General features: G+C 61.2%; 19 protein-coding genes and 2 pseudogenes. 16 read left to right on the plus strand and 5 right to left on the minus strand.

The annotated features are described in order from the left end of the window. Positions 1-32 precede the first annotated feature (32 nt). A pseudogene (locus LC343_RS25300) lies at positions 33-881 on the plus strand (ATP-dependent helicase); the annotation flags it as partial. A 120-nt stretch (positions 882-1,001) separates the two neighbouring features. Next, positions 1,002-2,717, plus strand: a pseudogene (locus LC343_RS03305) (ATP-dependent helicase); the annotation flags it as partial. 125 nt (positions 2,718-2,842) lie between these two features. Here the strand turns inward: LC343_RS03305 and LC343_RS03310 are convergent. After that, entirely contained in the window at positions 2,843-3,133 is a 291-nt protein-coding gene (locus LC343_RS03310) for a GIY-YIG nuclease family protein (protein WP_223475666.1), read from the minus strand. 340 nt (positions 3,134-3,473) lie between these two features. On the opposite strand from LC343_RS03310, the gene LC343_RS03315 reads away from it, so the two are divergent. The 5 genes from LC343_RS03315 to LC343_RS03335 all read left to right on the plus strand — a co-directional run bounded on the left by LC343_RS03315 (position 3,474) and on the right by LC343_RS03335 (position 7,439). After that, on the plus strand, positions 3,474-4,631 hold the full coding sequence (locus LC343_RS03315) for a hypothetical protein (protein ID WP_223475667.1): 1,158 nt from the start codon (positions 3,474-3,476) through the stop codon (positions 4,629-4,631). A gap of 2 nt (positions 4,632-4,633) precedes the next feature. After that, a complete protein-coding gene (locus tag LC343_RS03320; RefSeq protein WP_223475668.1) occupies positions 4,634-5,158 on the plus strand; it encodes a hypothetical protein in 525 nt (174 codons plus the stop codon). 313 nt (positions 5,159-5,471) lie between these two features. Then, positions 5,472-5,780, plus strand: a complete 309-nt coding sequence (locus tag LC343_RS03325; protein WP_223475669.1) for a hypothetical protein — start codon at positions 5,472-5,474, stop codon at positions 5,778-5,780. Between the two features lie 427 nt (positions 5,781-6,207). Next, entirely contained in the window at positions 6,208-6,945 is a 738-nt protein-coding gene (locus tag LC343_RS03330; protein WP_223475670.1) for a hypothetical protein, read from the plus strand. 167 nt (positions 6,946-7,112) lie between these two features. After that, positions 7,113-7,439, plus strand: coding sequence for a hypothetical protein (locus LC343_RS03335; protein WP_223475671.1), 327 nt, complete (start codon positions 7,113-7,115; stop codon positions 7,437-7,439). Positions 7,440-7,477: 38 nt separating this feature from the next. On the opposite strand, the gene LC343_RS03340 is transcribed toward LC343_RS03335, so the two are convergent. Next, positions 7,478-8,209, minus strand: a complete 732-nt coding sequence (locus LC343_RS03340) for a glutamine amidotransferase (RefSeq protein WP_223475672.1) — start codon at positions 8,207-8,209, stop codon at positions 7,478-7,480. A gap of 228 nt (positions 8,210-8,437) precedes the next feature. Here LC343_RS03340 and LC343_RS03345 point away from each other — a divergent pair, with 228 nt between their 5' ends. The 3 genes from LC343_RS03345 to ppk2 all read left to right on the plus strand — a co-directional run bounded on the left by LC343_RS03345 (position 8,438) and on the right by ppk2 (position 11,792). After that, positions 8,438-8,878, plus strand: a complete 441-nt coding sequence (locus tag LC343_RS03345; protein ID WP_223475673.1) for a protein tyrosine phosphatase family protein — start codon at positions 8,438-8,440, stop codon at positions 8,876-8,878. 180 nt (positions 8,879-9,058) lie between these two features. After that, positions 9,059-10,654, plus strand: a complete 1,596-nt coding sequence (locus tag LC343_RS03350; protein ID WP_223475674.1) for an isocitrate lyase — start codon at positions 9,059-9,061, stop codon at positions 10,652-10,654. 220 nt (positions 10,655-10,874) lie between these two features. Beyond that, positions 10,875-11,792 (plus strand): polyphosphate kinase 2, encoded by a 918-nt coding sequence (gene ppk2, locus LC343_RS03355; RefSeq protein ID WP_223475675.1) that lies wholly within the window; start codon positions 10,875-10,877, stop codon positions 11,790-11,792. A 2-nt stretch (positions 11,793-11,794) separates the two neighbouring features. Here ppk2 and LC343_RS03360 read toward each other — a convergent pair whose 3' ends face one another. Further along, positions 11,795-12,709, minus strand: a complete 915-nt coding sequence (locus LC343_RS03360) for a diacylglycerol/lipid kinase family protein (RefSeq protein WP_223475676.1) — start codon at positions 12,707-12,709, stop codon at positions 11,795-11,797. A gap of 220 nt (positions 12,710-12,929) precedes the next feature. Between LC343_RS03360 and LC343_RS03365 the strand changes: the two genes are divergently transcribed. Then, positions 12,930-13,670: a helix-turn-helix transcriptional regulator gene (locus tag LC343_RS03365; RefSeq protein ID WP_223475677.1), complete on the plus strand. Its 741-nt coding sequence runs from the start codon at positions 12,930-12,932 to the stop codon at positions 13,668-13,670. A 50-nt stretch (positions 13,671-13,720) separates the two neighbouring features. After that, complete coding sequence (locus LC343_RS03370; protein ID WP_223475678.1) at positions 13,721-14,419, plus strand: acyl-homoserine-lactone synthase; 699 nt, start codon at positions 13,721-13,723, stop codon at positions 14,417-14,419. Here LC343_RS03370 and LC343_RS03375 read toward each other — a convergent pair. Further along, positions 14,304-15,104 carry a DUF2189 domain-containing protein gene (locus LC343_RS03375; protein ID WP_428982492.1) on the minus strand — a complete coding sequence of 267 codons (801 nt, stop codon included), beginning with the start codon at positions 15,102-15,104 and terminating at the stop codon, positions 14,304-14,306. The two genes, LC343_RS03370 and LC343_RS03375, sit on opposite strands and share 116 nt — an antisense overlap. 128 nt (positions 15,105-15,232) lie before the next feature. Between LC343_RS03375 and LC343_RS03380 the strand changes: the two genes are divergently transcribed. The 4 genes from LC343_RS03380 to LC343_RS03395 all read left to right on the plus strand — a co-directional run bounded on the left by LC343_RS03380 (position 15,233) and on the right by LC343_RS03395 (position 18,881). Beyond that, on the plus strand, positions 15,233-15,409 hold the full coding sequence (locus tag LC343_RS03380; RefSeq protein WP_223475679.1) for a hypothetical protein: 177 nt from the start codon (positions 15,233-15,235) through the stop codon (positions 15,407-15,409). Between the two features lie 86 nt (positions 15,410-15,495). Further along, positions 15,496-16,077 carry an SCO family protein gene (locus LC343_RS03385; RefSeq protein ID WP_338018568.1) on the plus strand — a complete coding sequence of 194 codons (582 nt, stop codon included), beginning with the start codon at positions 15,496-15,498 and terminating at the stop codon, positions 16,075-16,077. 78 nt (positions 16,078-16,155) lie between these two features. After that, entirely contained in the window at positions 16,156-18,000 is a 1,845-nt protein-coding gene (locus LC343_RS03390) for a cation:proton antiporter (RefSeq protein WP_223475681.1), read from the plus strand. Further along, on the plus strand, positions 17,997-18,881 hold the full coding sequence (locus LC343_RS03395; RefSeq protein ID WP_223475682.1) for a 50S ribosomal protein L11 methyltransferase: 885 nt from the start codon (positions 17,997-17,999) through the stop codon (positions 18,879-18,881). The genes LC343_RS03390 and LC343_RS03395 overlap by 4 nt, the downstream gene beginning before the upstream one ends. A 52-nt stretch (positions 18,882-18,933) precedes the next feature. Here the strand turns inward: LC343_RS03395 and LC343_RS03400 are convergent, their stop codons facing one another. Beyond that, a complete protein-coding gene (locus tag LC343_RS03400) occupies positions 18,934-19,119 on the minus strand; it encodes a hypothetical protein (protein ID WP_223475683.1) in 186 nt (61 codons plus the stop codon). Between the last annotated feature and the right edge of the window lie 214 nt (positions 19,120-19,333).

The raw sequence follows: 19,333 nt of genomic DNA on the forward strand, positions 1-19,333 counted from the left end.
CTTTCTGCCCCGAATCACTACATTCCGTGTCAATGAGCGATCCTTTCGACGACATTCCCTTCGGCGACGAGCCCCCGCGCCCGGTCGGCGAGCCTTCCGGCCTCGCCGCGCGCGCCATGCAGGCCCGCCGGCCGGCGCAGCCGCCCGACTATCTCGACGGCCTCAATGACGAGCAGCGCCGCGCCGTCGAAACCACCGAGGGCCCTGTCCTCGTGCTGGCCGGCGCCGGCACCGGCAAGACCCGCGTGCTGACCACCCGCATCGCGCATATCCTGTCGCTCCGCCTCGCCTGGCCCGGCCAGATCCTCGCCGTCACCTTCACCAACAAGGCCGCCCGCGAGATGAAGGAGCGCATCGGCTTCCTCGTCGGCGAGGCCGTCGAGGGCATGCCCTGGCTCGGCACGTTCCACTCCATCGGCGTGAAGATCCTGCGCCGCCACGCCGAACTGGCCGGCCTGCGGTCGGATTTCACCATTCTCGACACCGACGACCAGATCCGCCTGATCAAGCAGGTCATCCAGGCCGAGGGCCTCGACGACAAGCGCTGGGCGCCGCGCACCTTCGCGCAGATGATCGACGGCTGGAAGAACAAGGGCTACGGCCCGAAGGATATCCCCGAGGGCGACGCCCGCGCCTTCGCCAACGGCAAGGGCCGCGAACTCTTCACCGCCTATCAGGACCGCCTCAAGACGCTGAACGCCTGCGATTTCGGCGACCTCCTGTGCCACCCGATCCGCATCTTCCGCGACAATCCGGACGTGCTGGCCGAGTATCACAACAAGTTCAGATACATCCTGGTCGACGAGTATCAGGACACCAACACCGCCCAGTACATGTGGCTCCGCCTGCTGGCGCAGAGGCCGAAGTCCCGGGCCGAAGGCCCGCAAGGCCGACCGGCCGCCGCGCCCGTTGGCGCGCCCTCGCGGAGCGAGCCGCGCAGCGGCGACAGCGTGAGCGAAAATGAAGGCTTCGCGGAAGCCTCTTTCCCCGGCGATTACCCGCCCCCCGCCGCAGGCGGCAAGGGCGACCGCCCGCCGGCCGGTCAGGCCGCCCCCGCGGAGGCCAGCGAGCGGAGCGAGCGCACGGCCGCGAGCGAAAACAAGATCAACATCTGCTGCGTCGGCGACGACGACCAGTCGATCTATGGCTGGCGCGGCGCGGAGGTCGACAACATCCTGCGCTTCGAGAAGGATTTTCCGGGCGCCGCCGTCATCCGCCTCGAACGCAACTACCGCTCGACCGAGCACATCCTCGGCGCCGCCTCGCACCTCATCGCCCACAATGAGGGCCGCCTCGGCAAGACGCTGTTCACCGAGATATCCGACCCGGATCACACCAGGGTGCAGGTCCACGCCGCCTGGGATTCCGAGGAGGAGGCCCGCGCCGTCGGCGAGGAGATTGAGGCCGCGCAGACCAAGGGCCACCGGCTTAACGACATGGCCATCCTCGTGCGCGCCTCCTTCCAGATGCGCGAATTCGAGGACCGCTTCGTCACGCTCGGCCTGAACTACCGCGTCATCGGCGGCCCGCGCTTCTACGAGCGTATGGAGATCCGCGACGCCATGGCCTATCTGCGCGTCGTGGCGCAGCCGGCCGACGACCTCGCCTTCGAGCGCATCGTCAACACGCCCAAGCGCGGCCTTGGCGATGCGAGCGTGCGCATGGTGCACGACCACGCCCGCAAGCAGGGCATTCCCATGCTCGAAGCCGCGCGGGAAATCGTCCAGACCGAGGAAATGAAGCCGAAGCCGCGCGCCGCCCTGCGCGAACTGGTCGAGCATTTCGGCCGCTGGCAGGAGCGGCTGGAGAACACGGCGCACCACCTGCTCGCCGAGGAGATCCTCGACGAGAGCGGCTACACCGCCATGTGGCAGAACGATCGCTCGGCCGATGCGCCGGGCCGGCTGGAAAACCTCAAGGAACTGGTCCGTTCCATGGAGGAGTTCGAGAGCCTGCGCTCCTTCCTGGAGCATGTCTCGCTCGTCATGGATGCCGAGCAGAACGAGGACATGGACGCCGTCTCCATCATGACGCTGCACGCCGCCAAGGGGCTGGAGTTCGAGACCGTCTTCCTGCCCGGCTGGGAGGAAGGCCTGTTCCCGCACCAGCGCGCCCTGGACGAGGGCGGTCGCTCCGGCCTGGAGGAAGAACGCCGCCTCGCCTATGTCGGCCTCACCCGCGCCAAGCGCAACTGCCACATCTGGTTCGTCTCCAACCGCCGCATCCACGGCCTGTGGCAATCCACCGTGCCCTCGCGCTTTCTCGATGAATTGCCGGCCAACCATTGCGATGTGGCCGAACCGTCATCCAACTATGGCGGCTACGGCTCCTATGGCGCGTCGCGCTTCGACAAGGCCGATCCCTTCACCGTCAACCGCTCCTCGCCCGGCTGGCAGCGCGCCCGGCAAAACCGCAACGCCGGCACCGCGCAAAACTGGGGTTCGCGCTCCGGCGTCGGCGTCGAACGCATCGGCTATGGCGAGACCGACTCGGGCTACGGCGCCGGCCGCAAATCGGTCAAGGGCCGCACCATAGAGGGCGAACTCGTCGCCAAATCCGTCTCCGACACCCCCTCCGACTTCACGACAGGCGACCGCGTCTTCCACATGAAGTTCGGCAACGGCAACGTTGTGGCCGTGGAAGGCAACAAGCTGACGGTGGATTTCGACAAGGCCGGGCAGAAACGCGTGCTTGACGGGTTTGTGGAGCGGGTGTGACCAACTACCGCGACACGTCCCCACCCGCCGTCATCCCTGTGCTTGTCACAGGGACCCATTCCAGAGACCGCCGCGCCACCCGCCCGAAATAACCATCACGCCCGCCGAACGCCCCCCGACCGCCCTCACCACAACAACCGCCGCAGGTCGTTCCAGTCGGGATTACTCTCCTCGATCAGATTGACACGCCATTGGCGCGGCCACTTCTTGATCGTCTTCTCGCGCCGGATCGCCTCGGTGATCTCGTCATACTCCTGAAACCAGACCAGCCGTTTCACGCCATATTTCGCCGTGAACTTCGAGCCATGGCCGATCTCGTGCTCGTAAACGCGCCGCGCCAGATCGCTTGTGACGCCGGTATAAAGCGTCCCGCCCTTCTTGGATGCCAGAATGTAGACATAGCCCACGCGCCCCATCCGTCGACGTTAGCGGAATGGATCCCTGTGACAAGCACAGGGATGACGGTAGGGAGAGACAAAAATCGTCGAGGGCACCCCGTGCGCCGTATCGAATTCGGCGATGGCAAAGTGGTCGAGGTGGACGGCAACTAGCTGACAATCGATTTCAACAACGCCTGCCAGAAGCGGTTCTGGACGGGTATATGGAAGGGGCTGAGCCCCACAACCGGCACGGTAAGACCTATTACATGTCGACCGGCTATTTGCCATACAATCCCATATCTTATGTAATATTTCCAGAGTGGACTCGCCTACAATTAAGTTGTATTGTTATCGGGAAGAGACGAAGAGGGGTATGATGGCGGGATACAAGGATTCAATTTCAAAAATTGATCAGATCACAGATGCCTGTAAAGCTAATTATAGCAATTTTACAGATAAGCACTTTATGATCCATAATGTTTTATATGAAAAATTTACTTTTATGACACTGCAGAATGTCCCCGGCGTACAACCAGCAGTTATAAATGACGATATACCTATTTTTCATATACAGAACTCTGAGAAGGACGAAATTGAATTTTGGAATCCTGAAGAAGACATATTAAATCATATTAGAAGCATGGCAGAAAATTCATTACCAAATATCATCAACACGGACGGGATAAGAATAAAAGTTAATCTCAACAAAGTGAAGCCTTGGAAAAGAAATCCAATGCTATCTTTTTTCCCAGCAAAATACGGAAATCAGTTTGATGAATTTGAAATTAATAATTGCGTCAGACTGAGCGATATAAACATCGAAGAAAATTACATTAAAGTACAGATTAGCAATTATATAGAGAATGTAATTTGCCATAAATTTTGCGATTTAAAATTCAAATATAAGGGATCAGATGTAGATTTTCGAAATCTATCTAACGATGGGAAGGCATTTATCCCCTATAGGAATTCTCTTCTATCTAATACAATTGGGATTGCGTGTCTCTTTTTGGATAGTGATAATTATCCGATTTTTGTCGATAGGGATCCGGATCGCGTGGCTTCAATAGACCACGGAGGCCTGCACTGCACATCCTCTGGCGTACTTGAATGGGATGATCTTTATTTTGATGGAAGGAATAAATCATCAATGGGAATTTCCTTCGCCATGCAGAGAGAGATACAGGCAGAATTAGGCCTTTTTCCTACGGAATATGAAATCTCTTGCGTAGGGCTTTCGAGAGAATTGGTAAGAGCAGGAAAGCCTCAGTTTTTTTTCTTGGCGAAGTTTCCCGGCACGTCTCAAGATTTTATCGATACCCATCTAGAGAGAAGAGATTTCGCGAAGGAGTCTCACGAGTTCAAGATAAAAAAGGGCCGTTTTTATACTAAACATAGACCAGAAAAGATTCGTGGAATGGGCAGAATATCAGAAATGAATAGTGACAATATATATGCTTTTAGAAACAAGCTTACATATGAAGGGTATGCAAGTCTATATTTCGCAAATATGGCATTTAATAAAAAGAAATAAAAATGGAAAAAATTTTTGGAAAATACAGACCGAAACTTAAAATCGTATCATTGCTCATTATTACTGTAATATACTTTTTTATGATTGCATTTGAAGAATGGTACATAAATTGTATCGTATTACCTGCCCTATCTCTGGCTTTGATGCTTTTAGCAATAGATATCATCTATATATTTAGAAATGATGAATTTAACAGCAATTTTATAAATAGAGACAGCCAAAGCGGTCCTGATGAGATTGTATTTCGGAAGGCGACGCTATACGATATACTTGTTGAGATAATCGTATTGGTCATCTTGGCGCTTCTTATATATTCTGTAATTATATCAAAGTTCGCAATGTTACCGGGCTGCAATGATGTGGTGCTTCCTTATGAAGTGATATTTAGCACGCTTAGGATAGAAGACATGAGCGCGGAGAAAGAGGGGTGCCTCAGGCCCTGGGCGCAATACCTTAACACCGTAATTTGGGCATATGTAGCAATATCGGCCATTTTTGCTGCAATATTTACATTATATAAAAAATAGACTGCATGTATCAAAATGAATGTTGGTTCTTGCGCTCCGTTTTTCTGACTTATCCACCGCCCCGCAACCGCGACACGCTCCTGCGCATCGTCACGGTGCCCTTCATCTATGCCGGTCTCGACGAGGGCCGCACGGACGCGGTGCCGGCCTTTCCGCATGATGCTCCCTGCCCTGGAGTTGGAGCCGCCGGCAAGCCCCGCGGTTCGGGCGGGCGTCGGGTCAAGAATTCAGACACCGGTGCTTGTGCAGAAGCGCACAGCCCGAATGTAACGGACAGGTCATCCTTGCCGTATCCACAAAGGAGGATCGGAAGATGAAATCCCTATCGAATATCGCAGTATCATCTGTTCTGCTGGTTTCGGCAGTTACCTTCAATCCGGCCATTGCAAGCGCCGATTCAAGCCTGATACTCGTCCAGGCGCAAAGCAATACCCAGATCATCAATGGAAATTCGGCGAGTCAGCGCAGCGGAGGTGCTTCAAATACCTTCAAGGCAGGTCGGGTCGGCACGAAACGGGTCTGCTGCACGAACTATGACCACGTAAACAAATATTCCGGATGTGCGACATTCCACGCAGACCAGTGCCCCAATTACGCGCGTTTCACACCGGCGCCAGAGTAATCGGCTCTGTCGCGAATTGTCGTGCGGGCCTGAACCGCAAAACCGAAACGGGGGCTCCTGGATCGGAGCCCTCGAAGAAGCCCGAAATCACGCAAACCCGGCAAGACTTATCCACCAGCCCGCCACCTCCCCCTACCCTTGCGCCACAATCGCCGCTCAAACCCAAACTTTCCACCGGCCCGCAGCCATCGACCGCAACTGCGCCGCGCTCCTCCGCGCCGATACAGCGCCACACGCTGGCTGAAGGGTGACGGCGAGCAGCGATGCTCACGTCCTCCCTCCCCCTTGTGGGGAGGGATACAGGGTGGGGGTCGTCGCGAAGCGACACACAAAGATCCTTCGTGAAAACAGCGCCTTATAAGGAAAGCGCAGGACGACGCGCCAACGTCTCATCCACCGCCCCGCCACCTCCCCCTACCCTTGCGCCATGACCACCGCGCGAGCCCACACTTTCGACTGGCCCGGAGCCATCGCCCGCAACCGCGATGCGCTCCTGCGCATCGTCGCGGTGCTGTTCATCTATGCCGGGCTGGACGTGGGCGGCGCGGACGAGGTGCCGCGCCGGGTCTGGCGCAGGATCATCCGCCTGTTGCGCCCGGCCGAGGCCGCTGCCCGCCGGCTGATCGTCATCGCGGCGCGCGGCATCGAGGTCCCGCCTCCGAAACCCGGCGCGCAAAAAGCGCCCGCGCCTGTCATGCGGGCAACCGGTTGCGTGACCGTTCTCGAAAATGTCGATTTCGGTCTCGCCCGCGCAAGACCGGCCGAGCCTGCCGCCAATCCAGAGAAATCCGCGCCCGCCATTCCCGCCTTCCGGCTGACCGATCCGCCCCGCCGCTTCGATGTGCGGGGCTGGCACGGCCTGCGCCCCTTCCCGCAAGACGGGTTCATGCGTGCCGACCCGGACGAGGAGGTGAGCGCCCGCGCGCTTTGCCGCCGCATTCAGGCGCTGAAACGCGCGCTGGACGATATTGACGGCCACGCGAAGCGCCTCGCTCGCCGGCGCGCCCGCCGCGATGCCGGTCTGCGCGGTCCCCGGCACCGCCCGTTTCTGCGGCGCGGCCTTCCGCCCGGCCATCGCAAACGCCCGGCAAACGAGGCCGACGATATCCTGCGCGAATGCCATGCGCTGGCGTGTCAGGCGGCGATGCCGCTGAACACGTCGTGACCGGGTGCCCGCCCGCGACACCCACGCCAAGGCGCTTGCGGACGGAACAACCGGCGCGCGGGGCCGATCGCGCGCGCCCTGCCCCTTTTCCTTACCGATTTGTAACTGGGCCTGCCGCGTTTCCGCCCCTATCCTGCCATGGTCCGAAACGCATCCGGAGGTCTCCCATGCGCTTCTACCTGCTCGTTCTGGCCGTTGCCGTGGCCGGCATTGCGGCGAATTCAGCGCTGGCCCGGCAGCCTTTGAAGAACGATCCGCGCCGCCCGGTCGAAAAGATCGCCGCCGATCTGGACATTGCGCCCGGCCAGTTCGTCGCCTGCTTTTCCAATGTGAACCCGGCCCCGCAAGGCTCCCGCGCGTCCGGCGCGCGCGAAACCGCCAACAAGGCGATCCTGCTTCCCTGCCTCCAGGCCGCCAATCCCGCGATCTCCAACACCCGCCTCGACGCGGTGATGGACAAATACCGGCCCGAGGGCCGCGTCGCGGGGAATTGAAGGGCTGGTGCAGCTCAAGTTGCTATGGAAAAAATGCACTAGCCGTAGCGTTCGACGAAATTCCTGAGAATGCGCGCGCCCGCCTGCGGGTCGCCCCGCCGCGCCGCCGCCGTCAGTTGCTCCGCGTCGCCGGGGTCGAAATAGCCCTTCTCGCGATAGATGCGGATGCGCAGCGCGAAGACCTCTCCATCGGCTTCCGGGTGGAACTGCGTCGCATAGACATTCTCGCCGAAGCGGATCATCTGGAACGGGCAGGCATCGCCCGCCACCAGATGCACACAGCCCTCCGGCAGGTCCTGCACCGCTTCCTTGTGGCCGACAAAGGCGTCGAACGGCCCGTCGATCCCCGAAAGCAGCGGATCGGCCCGCCCGGCCTCGGTCGCCGTCGCGCGCACCACCGAAACCGGCTCGCCGAAGCGGTCCTTCGAGACACGCCCGCCCAAATGATGCGCCAGGATGCCGATACCGTAGCAGCAGCCGAGAAACGGCACGTCGCCCCCGGTGATCGCCGGCATCAGGCTCATCACCTCGTCCTCGATATGCTTTTCCAGCGGGCTCTTGTCCTCCGGCGCGTCGGACACGCAGCCCGGCCCGCCGCCAACGATCACGCCGGCATAGTCGGCAAGGTCGATCGCCGGCAGTTCCTCGCGCTCCAGCCGGATGCGCCGCGCCCGGTCCTCGCTCAGCCCGCCCTTGTGCAGGATGGCGCGGAACTCGTCGTCGGAGGCCTCCGCCTCGGGGCGCAATTGCAGGATCAGGAACGGTTTCATGGGGCCCGCCTTGGAAGGAACGCCGCGCTTAATGAGCCAATCGCCCGCGTGCGTCAAACGCGCATGCGGATTCGCTTTTCACCGAACGCCGCGCCCGCGCAAAGGAATTCCTCTGCGCGCCGCCAATTGAGCTTCGCCATCTTATCCACCGGTCTCGGCGAGAGCGATAATGGCGCCAGCCCGGATTGCGTCCGGCACCGGGCGGTTAGAACGGGAAAGGCGGCCCGCATGGCCAGGATCGCACAGCTTGAAGACAACGTCTTCGTCGCCGCGCAGCTCACGGCGGACGATTTCGCGGACATCGCCGCGCGCGGCATCCGCACCATCGTCAACAACCGCCCCGACGGCGAGGCCGACGACCAGTTGCCGAGCGAGGAAGCCGAAGTCGCCGCATTGCGCTACGGCCTCGTCTATCGCCACCTGCCCGTGACCAATCACGACGTCACCGAGGACGAGCCCGTCGCCGCGCAGGCGAAGGCGCTCCGCGATCTTCCCGGCCCGGTCCTGTTCTATTGCCGCTCCGGCAATCGCTCCACCATCCTGTGGGCGCAGGCCTCCGCCGCCCGCCTCGGCACCGACACGGTTCTGCAGCGCGCCGCGCAGGCCGGCTACCAGCTCGAGGAACTGCGCGAGTTCATCGACGATCACGCGGCGTCCATCGCCGCCTGACAGACGCCGGATTGACACGCCCCGTCTTGTAAATTTTTTACAATTTTACTGCCCGTTACACCGCGCCGCAACATTTCGACACGAATTGCGGCGCTGTTTTGCGCGATTTTCGTGACTCTCGCCGGTCTCCGCTGCATTGCGGCATGACAGATTTTTACAAATCGACGAGAGGAACCCGAAATGTCATACACCCAGGATATCCAGCAAGCCCGCAATCTGATCGCCGATCGCGGCAACAGCTGGGACGCCATCGATGCCGAGGCGGTTGCCCGCATGCGCGCCCAGAACAAGTTCAAGACCGGCCTCGACATCGCCCGCTACACGGCGAAGATCATGCGCGAGGACATGGCGGCCTACGACGCCGATCCGGCCAATTACACCCAGTCGCTGGGCTGCTGGCACGGCTTCATCGGGCAGCAGAAGATGATCTCCATCAAGAAGCATTTCGGCTCCACCAAGCGCCGCTATCTCTACCTGTCCGGCTGGATGGTCGCCGCGCTGCGTTCCGAGTTCGGTCCGCTGCCGGACCAGTCCATGCATGAAAAGACCTCCGTGCCCGCGCTGATCGAGGAACTCTACACCTTCCTGCGCCAGGCGGATTCGCGCGAGCTCAACCTGCTCTTCCGCGACCTCGATGCCGCCCGCGATGCCGGCGACGCCAACAAGGCGGCCGAGATCCAGCACAGAATTGACAATCACGAGACCCACATCGTGCCGATCATCGCCGATATCGATGCCGGCTTCGGGAACGCCGAGGCGACCTACCTGCTCGCCAAGAAGATGATCGAGGCCGGCGCCTGCGCGCTGCAGATCGAAAACCAGGTGTCCGACGAGAAGCAGTGCGGCCACCAGGACGGCAAGGTCACCGTGCCCCACGAGGATTTCCTCGCCAAGGTCCGCGCCTGCCGCTACGCCTTCCTCGAACTTGGCGTCGATGACGGCATCATCGTCACGCGGACCGATTCGCTCGGCGCGGGCCTGACCAAGCAGATCGCCTATTCCAGCGAAGCCGGCGATCTCGGCGACCAGTATAACGCCTTCCTCGACTGCGAGGAGATCTCGGCCGACGAGCTTCGCTCCTCCGATGTCGTCATCAAGCGCGACGGCAAGCTGCTGCGTCCGAAGCGCCTGCCCTCCAACCTGTTCCAGTTCCGGCCCGGAACCGGCGAGGACCGCTGCGTGCTCGATTCGATCACCTCGCTGCAGAACGGCGCGGACCTGATCTGGATCGAGACCGAGAAGCCACATATCGGCCAGATCGGCGGCATGATGAACCGCATCCGCGAAGTCGTCCCGAACGCCAAGCTGGTCTACAACAACTCGCCGTCCTTCAACTGGACCCTGAACTTCCGCCAGCAGGTCTACGATGCCTGGGAGGCAGAGGGCCGCGACGTGTCCGCTTACGACCGCGCAACGCTGATGAGCGCCGCCTATGACGGGTCGGAACTGGCCGCCGAAGCCGACGAGCGCATCCGTACCTTCCAGCGCGACGCGGCGCGTGATGCCGGCATCTTCCACCACCTCATCACCCTGCCGACCTACCACACGGCCGCCCTGTCGACCGACAACCTGGCAAAGGAGTATTTCGGCGAGGAAGGCATGCTCGGCTACGTCAAGAACGTCCAGCGCGCCGAGATCCGCCAGGGCATCGCCTGCGTCAAGCACCAGAACATGGCAGGCTCCGACATCGGCGACGATCACAAGGAGTGGTTCGCGGGCGAAGCGGCGCTCAAGGCCAGCGGCAAGGACAACACGATGAACCAGTTCGCCGCCTGACCCGGCGATCCTTGGAGGAGGAGAAAAGGCGGGCTTCGGCCCGCCTTTTTACGTCAAGACCGGAGAAGCACCCTCATCGCAAGGGCCGGCTGCCGCCAAATATCCACCGCGCGATGGGTTGGCGTAAGGTGCGTGTGTCACAAAAGGTTCAAACGGCGCGGCCAAGGAATGTCGGCACGCCCGGTACCGGGCGGATCAGAAGGACGAGGATGCAATGACGATGGATACGGGTCCCCACGACGACGTTCAGGATTGGCTGGAGGCGGAACTGGCCGACACGCTCGACGAAGATTTCGAGCTGGAGATTTCCGAGCCCGCATTGTCGATGGAACTGCGCAAGATCTACAACAAGGCGCATCCCGCGCAGATCGACCGCAAGGTCTATTTCCGCGAGCTGATTCGCCTGCAATCCGAACTGATCAAGCTGCAGGACTGGGTTGCCCATAGCGGCGAGCGTATCGTCGTCCTGTTCGAGGGCCGCGATTCCGCCGGCAAGGGTGGCGTCATCAAGCGCATCACCCAGCGGCTCAATCCGCGCATCTGCCGGGTTGTCGCCCTGCCCGCGCCGACCGATCGCGAAAAGACGCAGTGGTATTTCCAGCGCTATGTCCCGCATCTGCCGGCTGCCGGCGAGATCGTTCTGTTCGACCGTTCCTGGTACAACCGCGCCGGTGTCGAGCGCGTCATGGGCTTCGCAAACCCGGACCAAGTCGAGCAATTTTTCGACGACGTCCCCGAATTCGAGCGCATGCTGGTGCGAAACGGCACCCGCCTCGTCAAATACTGGTTCTCCATCACCGACGAGGAACAGCAGATGCGCTTCCTCATGCGCATCCACGATCCGATGAAGCAGTGGAAACTGTCGCCAATGGACCTGCAATCGCGCGTGCGCTGGGAGCAATACACCAAGGCCAAGGAGGAGATGTTCGCGCGCACCAACATTCCCGAAGCCCCGTGGTACATCGTCGAGGGCAACGACAAGAAGCGCGCGCGCCTCAACTGCATCGACCACCTGTTGAACCTGATTCCCTACGAACCTGTACCGCACGACGATATCGAACTGCCGGAACGCGTGTTCAATCCGGAATACGAACGCGCCGTTCTGCCGCCGGAACTCTACGTGCCGAGCAAGTACTGATCCTACTGACCGCGCACGGCATCGGCCTCGCGCGGCATGATTACATTGAGCCCGCCCGGCGCGATCCGTACCTCGACCGGGCTGCTCATCTTGACGAGTTCGCCGTCGATTGCGGCCTTCACCGAACGCCTTCGCGTCAGACGAAGATGCGTCGCCGTGAAAACCTCCATCTGCGGCATGCCCGCCCAGGTGCCGACCGGTATCCGGGCCGCGATTGCCGCCAGCTCCGCCGGCTTGCGCGCATGAGCGATATAGACGCCGAGCTCGCCGGTATCGACACGGTCGGCATAGGGCAGATGCCCTTCCCCGTAAGGATTGTTTGAAATGGCCAACACGGACGTCACGATGGCCCGCCCCGATTCGTCGCCATTCTCCATCCGGATCCGCACCCGCGGAGGACGCAGGATCGCCCGCGAGAGCGACCGCATGCCGCCAATCAGCTTGCCGAGGCGGGAGCCGAATTTCTGGCGGTCGCGTTCCTCGATCATCTCCGGATGCAACCCGAGCGAGAATTCGTGGATGAAGGGACGGTCGTTCGCAAAGGCGATATCGACCGCTTTCGGTTCGCCGGCCGCAAGCGCTGCGATCGCGGGTTCGATGTCGAGCGGGATACCGAGCGAGCGCGCGAACAGGTTCATGTTGCCGCCGGGCAGGATGGCGAGCGCCTTGTCTGTCTTGTGGATGATGCCGGCTGCCGCCGAGATCGTGCCGTCACCGCCACCCGCCAGCACGGCATCGGTATTTTTCGCCTCGCAGGCTTCGGTCAACGCCTCGCCCATCTCCGCTCCATGGTGGAAGCCGATCGAGATGGAGTGGCCTTTTTCGGTGAACCGTTCGCGCAGAGAATCGGCAAGCCGGTCCCTGTCGACTGTTTTCAGCGTCGAGGCATCGGGATTGATCACTGCGGCGAAATGCATGGCGGTGAAACGACCTCTCTCTTTTCTCCGGCTGTGGCGCTGCGAGTATAAATGGGGCGCTCGACCAAATCGCCAAAGCCCGGCGGTGATAACGGCCCCGATATACGGGTTGTCCCGGCGCGCTGTAATCGCCTACAATTAATTGTATGATTTTTCGGGCACTGTCTTTCGAACGCGTCAGACGACGTCCGGTTGCGTGTCATTGGGGGAATAATCTGTAATGTATCGCGTGTTGGTCGCGCCCGATTTCGTCGTGGCGCCATCGAATCCCGACTTTCCGCCCGCCATTCTGGAAGCCATGAAGAAAGCATGCGCTGACACCGGGAGCAATTACATATCCTTCTGGGCCCAGGTCGGCGGCGGCGGAATTGCCTCCAACATCATCGTGACGACCTACCCTGAGAAATGGCTGGAACGCTATACAGAGCGCAACTATGCGCAGATCGACCCAGTCATCGCGAAGGGACTCGAATCGGTCAGCGCCGTGATCTTCGACCACCGTCATCCGGACAATGTCGAACTCGCCGAGCTGGCCGAAGGCGCGATCGCGCATGATATCGGCCTCTACACCATCGGCATGCCCGTCCACATCGGCAAGAACATCCGCTCCGTGACGACCTTCGCCACCGATGTCGATGTCACCAACGCCCGCGACGAGGCCAGCGGCCTGATGGCAAAATTCCGGGAACATTCCCATATCATCGCGCTGACCGTCACCGAACAGTTCCTGAAGAACGATCCGCCCAAGGTCGACCTCACGGACCGCGAGATCGAGGTTCTCTATTGGGGCGCGCAGGGCAAGACCGACAAGCAGATCGGCGAAATTCTGAAAATCTCGCGCTGGACGGTCATCGCCCACCTCCAGAGCGCGAAGACGAAGCTGCATGTGTCCAACAAGTCGGCGGCGATTGCTCGCGCGCTGGAGTTGAAATTGTTAAGTCGATACGATCAGAAGTTGTAATTCGACTCTGCCTTCGCTAAGACGGACTCCGGCTCGGACCGGAGGCGTCGATGATCATCCATGTGGAAATGCATGACCGCGCGGACCATGCGCGCGAAGTGGCTGGCTATTACCGTTTGCGCAGGACGGTGTTCCATGACCGGCTTGGCTGGGATGTGGAGGTCCAGGGTGACGAAGAGCGCGATTGCCTCGACGACATGCCCTGCACCTACGCGCTTTCCGTCGATGAAAACGGCCAGGTGAATGCGGGAATCCGGCTGATTCCGACCACGCAGACGACGCTGCTGGATCTCGCCTTCGACGGCCTCGTGCCGGAGGACTTCGATTTCCACTCACCCACGATCTGGGAACTCTCGCGGTTCTGCGTCGATAGCGCGGCGGCAGCGGAACGCCTGCCGGTCGGACTTGGCATGGCGACGCTGGAACTGTCTCTGGCCAATCTCGACTACGCGCTGCGCAACGGTATCACCCACTACATCATCGTCACCGAACGCCGGATGTACGAACTGACCCGCGTCTTCAGCCTCGGCTTCGAGCTTCTCGGCAGCCGCACAATCGACGGTTGTGACGTCGTGTGCGGCCTCATCTCGATCGATGAACGCGCGCGCGCCGCCTCCGAGCGGCTACGCTGCGTCATGCAGGCGCAACGCACTTCTTGTACAGATGCCACGTCGCGTGTCCGAGCACCGGAAGCGTCACGATCAGACCCAGAAACATTGGCAGCGAAGACACGATCACCGCAAGCGTGACGAACACGCCCCAGCCGAGCATGGGAACCGGGTTGGACGTCACGGATTTGACGCTGGTGATCATCGCGGTCACGAAATCGGATTCGCGGTCGAGAAGCAGCGGGATCGAGACCACCGTGATGGAAAAGAGCACCATCGCCAGGATGGCGCCGACGACGTGACCGACCGCGAGGAACGTCCAGCCCTGCGGCGTCGTGAATACGACCTCGATGAAACGGTCGAGTGTCGAGAAGGACGAACGCGACAGGATGATCGCGACGAGAAGGCGCACCTGGTACATCCAGACCCAGAACACGAAAAGCATGACGAACGCCATCCAGGCCAGTTCGCGCTGGCGTTGCAGCCAGACCACGCCGAGAATTTCGCCCCATGACAGGGGCTTCCCCGCCTCCAGCCGCCGGCTGACCTCGTAGAGCCCGACCGCCACGAATGGTCCGACCAGCGGAAAGCCGATTGCCACCGGATAGATCATCCACGGGATGTCCCATGTCGTCAGCGAAAGGGCGATGATGATGCCGCCAAGCGCGAAGACCCCGCCGAAGAACAGCCCGAACAATGGCGCGCGCAAGAAATCCGACAGGCCGGCTTTCAGGACCTCCGCAATGTCGCCGACGGCGATCGTGTTGACCGTCGGCATGGCCGGCGGCCGCCGTGCTGCGCTCTCCGCGTTGTTTTCATTCGTCATGATTTGTCCTCCCGTCACAGACTGCGACACATTGTAACGCGCGGCAATTGTGCTCATTGACGCAAGTCAACATGGCAGCCCAATTCGGTCCGATTGGATTGACGGCCCGAATGCGCTAGAACGCCACCATGAACGACAGGATGACCCTTCGACCGCAACAGGCGCGTGGCACCGAAACGCGCGCTATCATCGTGGCGTCCGCGATTGCCGCCGTGATCGGCGCAGTCGGCGTCGCCGGATGGCTCGCAAATGGCGATACGCTGTTCTGGTCGATGCTGCAGGCCGGCCTGGCCTGGTGCCTTTGATCCGGCGCAGCGAAGCCGCGCCAAAATGACCGGATGAAATTCCGACCCATTTCCCCTAATTGGAACCCGATAACAATGAGAGGTCCATCATGCGTGCGATAATCGCTGGTCTCGTCGTCGTGCTCGCCGTCGTCGGCGCATGGCTGGGATACGAGATCTACCGTCAGGGATCGGGCGGATCCGGCGAACCCTACGGTGTCGCCTTCAACCTCATTGACCAGGACGGTGAGCCGATCAGCGAGCAGGCCTTTCGCGGCCACCCGACCGCGATCTTCTTCGGCTTCACCCATTGCCCGGAAATCTGCCCGACCACGCTTTACGAGATGAGCAACTGGTTCGATACGCTCGGCGAGGACGGCAAGGACATCGAGGCGTATTTCATCACCATCGACCCGGAACGCGACACGCCCGAAATTCTAGGCGGATATGTATCGAGCGTGACCGACCGCGTACGCGGTATTACCGGTGATCCCGACGCCGTCAGAGAGATGGCGCGCGGCTTCAACATCTATTTCAAACGCATCGACATGGATGACGGCGACTATACGATGGACCACACCGCCTCCGTCATCCTGCTCGACAGCGAGGGGCGCTTCCGCAAGACGATCGCCTTCGGCGAAGATACCGAGACCGCCATCCAGAAACTGCGCGATCTCGCGGAAACCTGACGCAGCGCGATCCAGGCCCTTGCCCCACCGGGTACAATGGCAATATGACCGTGTGACCCGCTCAGGACGCGAGAAAACATGGAAGATCTGGCCGCCAAACTGGCCTTTATCGGCGTGGCCGGTATCGGCGCCCAATGGCTCGCATGGCGACTGCAATTGCCGGCGATCGTTCTGCTTCTCGCCGCCGGCTTCCTCGCCGGTCCGGTCACCGGGTTCATCGTGCCGGCACAGGATTTCGGCGACATCTACCAGCCGGTCGTCGGGCTGGCTGTCGCGATCATCCTGTTCGAGGGCGGGCTGACACTCAACTTCACGGAAATCCGCGAAACCTCCACCGCCGTCCGACGAATCATCCTGATTGCCGGTCCTTTGACATGGCTCGGCGCGGCATGCGCCGGTCACTATATCGGCGGTCTCGTCTGGCCGGTCGCGATCATTCTCGGCGCGATCCTTATAGTCACCGGCCCGACGGTCATCATGCCGCTGCTCCGTTCGTCGGCCCTGAAGTCCCGGCCCGCCTCGCTGCTGCGCTGGGAAGCGATCGTCAACGACCCGATCGGGGCGCTGGCGGCGGTCATATCCTTCGAGGTGTTCCTCGCCTTTCACGGCGGTCACGACTCCGACAATCTGCTGCTGACGATTATCGTCGCGTTTGTCTTCGCGATCGTTGCCGGCATCGGCGCGGGCCAGTTGCTGATCTGGGCCTTCATACGCGGCCATGTTCCCGAGTACCTCAAGGCGCCGGTTCTTCTGGCGTCCGTGCTGGGCGTCTTCGCCGTCTCCAACCTGATTCTGGAAGAATCGGGCCTCCTCACCGTCACGATCATGGGCATCCGGATGGCCAATTCGCGGCTTGCCTCGCTGTCGGAACTGCGCCGCTTCAAGGAAACGATCACCGTCCTGCTCGTCTCCGGCCTCTTTGTCCTCCTGACCGCCGCGCTCGAATGGTCGGTCATCCGGGCGCTCGACTGGCGGGCCGTGGGTTTCGTCGCCGCCCTCCTCCTCGTGATCCGGCCGGCTGCGATCTTCGTCGCGACGATCGGCGGCGGTCTGACCTGGCAGGAGCGCCTGCTGACGGCCTGGATCGCGCCGCGCGGCATCGTCGCGGTGGCTGTCGCCAGCCTGTTCGGCTCGCTCCTGTTTCAGGCATCCGTCCCCGATGGCGAACGCATGGTGGCGCTGACCTTCGCGGTGGTGGTCGCGACCATCGTGCTTCACGGTTTCTCGCTCGCGCCGCTCGCGCGTATCCTGGGCCTGCGCATGGCGGAGAAGCCCGGCGTGCTGATCGTCGGCGGATCGCGCTGGGCAACCGCATTCGCGTCGAAGCTGAAGGACATGGAAGTGCCCGTGACCATCGCCGACGCCAACTGGAACCACCTCAGCGATGCCCGCCAGGCCGGCCTTGATACCCATTACGGCGAGACCCTGTCCGAGCACGCCCACCATCATCTGGCCATCGGCCGGTTCAACGCGCTTGTCGCGGCGACCGACAACGACGCCTACAATGCCCTCGTCTGTACCAATTTCGGCCCCGAGATCGGTCGCAACAATGTCTACGAGATCGGAGTCTCGCGCGAACAGCCCGACCGGCGCGCCCTTCGCTTCACCATCGGCGGACGGCAGCTCTTCAAGCCTGGTCTGGGCCTGCGCGACCTGCGTGAAAAACATGCGGCGGGCTGGACCTTTCAGTCGACGCGCCTGACCGACGAATTCGACTACGACGCCTATCTCGCCAGCAGCCCCGAAGAGGGGCGCGTGATCCTGTGGCGCAAGCCCGACGGCGCGCTCGTCTTCGAAACGAATTCCGACGGCGAAAAGGCGCAGGAGGACGACGTGATTCTGAGGTTTGCCCCGCCCGACGCAGCCGAAACACGCCAAAAAGAACGCGCCAAAATGGCCGAATCCGAAAGAAAGCCCGAATGACGCAAATCCGCCTGTATCTGACCGCCGAGAAGCTTGAGGCGGAAAGGATCTTCGACCTGCTCGAACGGGAATTCGAGGATGACGGCCTCGCGCTGGCCAATATGGAGATCGACGAACCACGCCAGATCTACGAGGTGTCCGTCTACGCGCATGGCGACGAGGATGCGGTTTCGGATATCGAGGCGCGCATGGCCAACCGCCTCGGATCGGATGGTTTCGGTTTGGAGATCGCACGCGAGGTGCTCCCCGATATCGACTGGGTCGCCAAGTCGCTGGAAGGATTGAAGCCGGTGCGCGCCGGGCGTTTCCTCGTACATGGGCGCCACGACCGCGACGCGGTGCGCGCCAACGACATCGCTGTCGAGATCGAGGCCGGGCAGGCCTTCGGCACTGGCCACCACGGCACGACGGCGGGCTGTCTGATCATGCTGGAACGGCTCATCCGGACCCGTTATCCGGCCAACCTGCTCGACCTTGGCACCGGCAGCGGCGTGCTGGCCATCGCAGCGGCCAAACTCGCCAAGTGCCCGATACTCGCAACGGATATCGATCCGGTCGCGACGAAGGTCGCGGTCATGAATGCGAGGCTCAACGGAGAGGCGGGCCTGATCCGATTCGAGACGACCGCCGGCCTGTCCGGCCGCGCCTTCATCGAGGAGGGGCCGTTCGATCTCGTCGTCGCCAACATCCTTGCGCGGCCGCTGATGCGCATGGCGCCGGAAATCGAACGCAATCTGGCCCGGGGCGGCCGTGTCGTGCTGTCTGGCATCCTGGCGACGCAGCGCCAGATGGTGCTGGCCGGCTTCCGCTCGGCCGGGCTGTATCACCGCGAAACGATCTGGCGCGACGAATGGGTCACGATGTATCTCGATCGCGGCTGAAACGAAAAAGGGCGGCTCGTGGCCGCCCTTGTCGCATCGACGATGCGGATATTCAGAACGGATAGAAGGCGGTCGGACGGCGGCGGAGTTCCGCGCGGTCGTAACCATGCGCTTCGAGCGTCTTGTCATCGAGCATCAGCAGCGCGCCGTTGACATAAGACGAAGCCTGGCGTGCGCGTGCGTTAACCATGGCGTCGAAGGCGTTGTGGAACATGCCTTTTTTCGATTTGACGGTCATTTGGGGTCTCCTGATTGAATCGGTAACGCACCGACAAGGTCAATATGGGCGCCTGCGGCAAATGTGACCACGGCCAATATGGCAAGGCAGCCATGCGTCCTTCGCATATGCGAAATGAAATGATGCGCCGCAGCATGCGCCGAAATGCGTCGCGCCGGATTGATCCGCTTTAGGCCAGCGCATAACGTCCGCCCGGCGAATCCGAACCAGAGGC

The sequence above is a fragment of the Oricola indica genome (genome assembly GCF_019966595.1).
Lineage (GTDB): Bacteria > Pseudomonadota > Alphaproteobacteria > Rhizobiales > Rhizobiaceae > Oricola > Oricola indica.